Source organism: Mesotoga sp. HF07.pep.5.2.highcov (assembly GCF_003666285.1).
Lineage (GTDB): Bacteria > Thermotogota > Thermotogae > Petrotogales > Kosmotogaceae > Mesotoga > Mesotoga prima.
On the sequence record NZ_JFHJ01000015.1, the window covers coordinates 1 to 5,375 of the forward strand.

The following is a 5,375-nucleotide window of genomic DNA, read 5'->3' on the forward strand; positions in this document are numbered from 1 at the left end:
ACACATAGTTTTTCCCCGGATCGATAGGGTTACGAAAGTTCAGTGGTTTTTCGGTTTATTGCAGGGGTAGTGATGTGGAAACATGAAAAGAAGAATTGTAATACCCTATACCAGTTTATGGTATGATACTTTCATTAGTAAGTGGAATATTTCACAAATTTCACATAAAGGGGTGGTGTAATGGCCCTGCAATTCATCTCTCTACTGGTGATCTCCTTTATCATCTGGCTGGGCTTAGCCGGGAGTTTTGCCCTTGCCGAGATACTTCTTGGGCTTGTGGTTTCGACTGTTGTAGCCATAATCTTGAGCAAGTACTCAAGATTCCGGATCGGTCTGGATTTTCCTGTTCGGGTCTTCAGATTCGTATTCTCCTTCCTTCCAATCTTCATTATGGAAATGGTAAAGGCAAATATCGATGTAGCCAAAAGAGTCTTGAATCCTTCTCTTCCGATAAACCCTTCGATGGTAGAAGTTGAAACGGATTTGAAAGGGGAGATCTCGAAGCTCACTCTGGCCAACTCAATAACTCTCACACCTGGGACCTTGACAGTTGACATTGGTGAAGACCGTCTCCTGGTTCACTGGATAGACAAGAAGACCAGTGAACCCGAGAGAATAAGAGAAGAGATCTCGGGAAAGTTTGAGAAGAGAATAGGGGGGATCTTCGAATGATAGGCTTCTCCATCTTCTTTTCGCTAATACTCATTGGCGCCGCTCTGACTCTATACAGATTACTGAGAGGGCCGACGGTTCCCGACAGAGTCGCAGCACTGGATATATTGAACGTGATGATTACTAGTGCAATAGTATTGTTTTCTCTAATCGATGGCAATCCTCTCTTTCTAGATATAGCGCTTGTTTATGCTGCGCTCTCGTTTCTTGAGACCATAGTGGTTGCCAGGTATCTGGAGGGGAGAAGATGATCATACTAGATATTGTGGGATATGGGCTCTTATCTGTCGGCACATTTTTCTTTTTCCTGGGAGGCCTTGGAATGCTGAGGATGCCCGATGTTTTCAACAGGCTGCAGGCCGGAACGAAGGCAACTACACTGGGTTCGTTCTCCGTGATACTTGGTGTGGGACTGATAAATCCACAGTGGCTGCTGAAGACTATAATCATAGTCGCCTTCATTGCTATTACAAATCCTGTCGGGAGTTCAGCGATAGCCAGAACGGCCCTGAAGAAAGGAATAATACCGATAACTTATCAGGAATCTCATAAGGAACCGGACGGTCTCCCCAAAGGGGGTGGGGAAGAGTGAACGTATTCTCGTTCATAATCGGAGTGGTAATGGTGGGACTGGCTATTTTCGCGATTGAGGCGAATAAGCTGTTGACTTCCGTGATAATGCTCTCCGCAATGGGGCTTCTGTCTGTCATACTGTTTGTTATCATGAAAGCTCCGGATGTCGCAATAACGGAAGCTTCTGTTGGAGCCGGCCTCACTACGGCCATATTCCTCCTCTCCCTTAGGAAGCTGAAACGAGCTGATGTAGAATGAAGCGGATGATCTCTGCACTTATAGCTCTTCTTTTCTTCTTCATGATCGTAACCGTTCTGAATACCGACTCTTCAGATTCTATGGGGATTCCAGGATACGGTGATGTGAAGCTCTCGGAAAGAGTCTCAGCGAAATACATCGAGAAATCGGTCAATGGTAATGAAGATGAGATTAAGTTCGGAGTAACTGCAAACGCCGAAACGGGTTCGGCAAACATGGTTACTTCGATAGTCGTCAATTACAGATCATTCGACACCCTTGGAGAGGTGACGGTCCTCTTCATTTCGGCGACCGGGGTTGGACTGCTTCTTGGAGGGGGGAGAAAGAGGATTCGTTCGGCAATATCCGTTAGCCCAGTTGTCAAGACCGCCTCGCGCGTAATCTCCCCATTGCTAATGGTGCTGGGGATATACGTATTCGTTCACGGCCATCTAACACCGGGCGGAGGATTCCCCGGTGGAGCGATAATCGCAGCCGGTTTCTTGCTGCTCGTTGCGGTTGACGATGAAAAGAGGGCTTCAAAGGGACTTAAGATACTGGAGGGTACAATGGGACTTCTCTACGTTCTCATAGGTATAGCCGGCCTGTTGATCTCAGGTTCCTTCCTTAAGAATTTCCTTCCCACGGGTGTGGTAGGAGAGCTTTTCAGCGCAGGAATTATACCGGTTGTTTACTCTGTAATCGGTCTCAAGGTTGGAGCAGAGCTTTCCGGAATTGTAGATGACTTCATTTCGGAAGGGGGCGATGAAGTATGATCCAGTACTTCTCTATGATGCTGGTAGCCGTGGGTTTATACGGCCTTCTTTCGCAGAAGAATCTCGTTAAGCTAATAATATCTCTAAATATCGCAGAGATTGGAGTCAACCTCTTCATTGTCTCTATTGGTTACATAGAAGGGGGAGCGGCTCCTATTCTTTCTTCGGTCAGCGACAACTCGTCGCTTCTCTTTGTCGATCCTCTTCCCCAGGCTCTAGTTCTGACTTCTATAGTCATCGGGGTTGGCATAACAGCCCTCGCGCTTGCGCTTATTGTTTCTGTAAACAAATCAAGGGGCACGATAGATATCTCGGAGCTCTCGAGTAGAGGAGGAGATTCCGAATGAATCCCGTATGGTTAATTGCGATACCCCTCGCGCTGGCCTTTGTGAGCGCCTTCTGGAGAAGTGTATCCGGTTGGGCTCTGCTTGTAGCAGCCTTCTTCAACGCTTTCGCTGGGGTTTTCGGAGTAATGTTCCTCACCGATACAAGCTTCTCTATTGGCGGGTGGAAGGCTCCGTATGGTATCAGCTTGCTCGTCAACGACGCTACGAAGCTTTTGCTTCCCGTTGCAAATATTCTCTTTCTTTTTGCAGTGTTGAGTTACCTACGAAAAGGGAATGAGACAACGAAGTACTCGGTGGTTTTCTTGGTAGCTCTTGCCTCACTTAACGGGGTCCTCTTGACAAACGATCTCTTCAACCTCTTCGTTTTTCTCGAGATCGCCGGTATCTCCGCCTATCTTCTTGCATCTACTGGAGAAGGCAGCGGTTCAAAGGTTGCATCTTTCAAGTATCTGATGATAGGATCGGTAGGATCGCTATTGTATCTTCTTGGGATTGCGATTCTTTACGGGGCAGCGGGCACTCTGAACATTTCCGAACTTGCTGCCAGGGTATCATCCGGCCAGATAAGCGGGGATGTGACACTAGTTTCTTCACTTCTTATTGTTGCGGGTCTTGGCGTCGAATCGAAATTGCTCCCCTTCAACGGTTGGGTTCCCGACGTTCTGACGAAATCGTCGCGTGTGGCGACACTAGTTCTTGCGTCGGTCTATCCGCTCGCAATGGTGAATGCATTTTCAAAGGTCCTTCTCGCCGTTGGAGATGATCGCGCGATGACTCTCGTCATTCTTCTTGGAACGGCAACTGTCCTTGTAGGTGAGGTCCTTGCTTTCAGTCAGAAGTCGTTGAGAAGAACGCTTGCCTATTCAAGCATCGCTCAGTCGGGCCTAGCGATCTTTCTTGTAGGGATCGGGAGCATTGAGGCAATCACGGCATCGATAATGCTTCTTATAAACAACGCCCTCTCTAAGTTTATGCTCTTCTCCGTTGACGACCAGGTTATAGATGAACTGGGCCGAGACGATAGAAACACCCTTAACGGTTACGGCCGAAAGTCACCGATAGTCGGAGTAACATTCGTTGTCTCCGCGCTTTCAATCGCAGGTATGCCACTCTTCTTCGGATTCAGGGGAAAGCTGAACGCGATCTCGGCCAGTTTCGAGGCCTCTATAGCCGTTCCTGTAATAATTCTCATTGCAGCGGCCATTGAAGTTACATATTACTTCAGTTGGATCTTCTCCTTCTTCAAGCCGGTTGGAACAGCTCAGACGCCTGAGAAGAGAATGGTTCCATCGGTGGAGTTCGTTGCCTTCGGGCTTGTGCTAAGTACGGTCATTGTCTTCCTCGGGGTAAGCTCCGGGGAGGCTTTCACAATGTTTGAGAGAGCCGCGGATTCTCTTGTAAATGGCGTTCTGGCAATCGGAAAGGCCATTCTGGGAGGGATGTAGATGAATATACTCTTTGTGATAGCGGCATCTCTCTTTGCCGCTCCGTTGTTCTTTCTGGTTTCGAAATTTAAGAAGAGTGCTGCCTATGTTGCGTACGCCGCGTTCCAGATATTTATCTTTGTCTATGTATTTTTCTGGGGAGGTAACGGAGCATCATATGAAGTGGTTGGGATAACTGGAAGACTCAACTTCAATTTCTCTATGACCCCCGTTAACTGGTTTTTCGCTTCGATAGTGATGCTAATTATATCCATGACTGCAGTCTTCATGCTTCCTCTAAAGAAAAGCCCCGTCAAGGTCTTTCTGCTTAGTCTTGTAACTTCGGGAGCGATCGGGGCGGTCTTCTCGGCCGATTTCCTCACTTTGATGATCTTCTGGGAGATTTCCACATGGGCCTCTCTGATTCTCATAATTCAAGACAAGGAAAAGTCGACTGGAGAGGCGATAAAGTATGCCGCTATCGCGGCGGTGGGAAGTTATTCAATGTTGTTCGCGATCTTTTATATGGACAGCAGGCTGGGAACCGTCGAATTTTCCAGTGTGGCTTTGAAGATCGAGAGCCAACCGATCGGTGTTCAGCTCACAATCTTCATAGCCTTGGCGGTAATGGTTCTTGCAAAGATGGGAACTTTCCCTCTCCATACATGGCTTAGGGGCTCACATTCTTCTGCACCAGACGAATTCAGCCCCATCCTTTCCGGAGGACTCACAAAACTCGGTGGCTTTCTACTCTTCACCATGACGATTGTTTTCCCCTCCTTTAAGGTTTTCGGCAAACTTCCCCTTTTTAACGGCATTCCGATCGTAAATTATGGATTTGCCCTCCTTGGGGGCATTTCGATAGTTGTGGGAACGGTTATGGCTATACGAATGGAAGACGCCAAAGAACTCATCGCCTTTTCGACTGTAAGCAATTCAGGCTATATAGTGTTGGCCCTCGCCATTGGTGGAACCTACGCGACTGCCGGAGGGATGATGCACATTCTCAACCACGCAATGGCATCTGCCGCCATGTTTATGGCGATAGCTGCGGTAGCCTACAGGACAAAGACTACGAAAATGCACGAGATGGGAGGACTCATAATGAAGATGCCCGTCACCTTCGCCGTTTATCTCGTTGCGATTATTTCGGTGGCTGGAATTCCTCCTACAAGCGGATTCGTGTCGAAGTGGTTGATCTATCAGCAGCTAGTGCAGGATGGTTTGCCGTTTCTAGCCTTTGCCGCTTTCTTTGGAAGCATAGGGTCATTCATGTATGTCTTCAAACCTCTAGCGGGGATTTTCCTGGGACAACTGAAGCCCGAACATGAGAAAGTTAGAGAAGC

The 5,375-nt window shown here is 47.9% G+C and carries 8 protein-coding genes; all 8 read left to right on the forward strand.

Going from position 1 to position 5,375, the window contains the following annotated elements; genetic code table 11:
• Positions 1-180 precede the first annotated feature (180 nt).
• Positions 181-672, forward strand: a complete 492-nt coding sequence (locus BG32_RS00345) for a Na+/H+ antiporter subunit E (protein WP_014731278.1) — start codon at positions 181-183, stop codon at positions 670-672.
• The gene (locus tag BG32_RS00350) at positions 669-923 is read left to right on the forward strand and encodes a cation:proton antiporter (RefSeq protein ID WP_014731279.1); all 255 of its coding nucleotides are present in this window, start codon (positions 669-671) and stop codon (positions 921-923) included. Before BG32_RS00345 ends, BG32_RS00350 begins: the two co-directional genes overlap by 4 nt.
• Positions 920-1,264, forward strand: a complete 345-nt coding sequence (mnhG, locus tag BG32_RS00355; protein WP_014731280.1) for a monovalent cation/H(+) antiporter subunit G — start codon at positions 920-922, stop codon at positions 1,262-1,264. The genes BG32_RS00350 and mnhG overlap by 4 nt, the downstream gene beginning before the upstream one ends.
• A complete protein-coding gene (locus BG32_RS00360) occupies positions 1,261-1,503 on the forward strand; it encodes a hydrogenase subunit MbhD domain-containing protein (RefSeq protein ID WP_014731281.1) in 243 nt (80 codons plus the stop codon). Before mnhG ends, BG32_RS00360 begins: the two co-directional genes overlap by 4 nt.
• Positions 1,500-2,258, forward strand: coding sequence for a Na(+)/H(+) antiporter subunit B (locus BG32_RS00365; RefSeq protein ID WP_121526208.1), 759 nt, complete (start codon positions 1,500-1,502; stop codon positions 2,256-2,258). The genes BG32_RS00360 and BG32_RS00365 overlap by 4 nt, the downstream gene beginning before the upstream one ends.
• Positions 2,255-2,605: a sodium:proton antiporter gene (locus tag BG32_RS00370; protein ID WP_099773077.1), complete on the forward strand. Its 351-nt coding sequence runs from the start codon at positions 2,255-2,257 to the stop codon at positions 2,603-2,605. The genes BG32_RS00365 and BG32_RS00370 overlap by 4 nt, the downstream gene beginning before the upstream one ends.
• Entirely contained in the window at positions 2,602-4,050 is a 1,449-nt protein-coding gene (locus BG32_RS00375; RefSeq protein ID WP_121526209.1) for a complex I subunit 5 family protein, read from the forward strand. The genes BG32_RS00370 and BG32_RS00375 overlap by 4 nt, the downstream gene beginning before the upstream one ends.
• Positions 4,051-5,375, forward strand: a 1,325-nt coding sequence (locus BG32_RS00380; RefSeq protein WP_121526210.1) for a proton-conducting transporter membrane subunit, incomplete at its 3' end; no start/stop codon positions are given.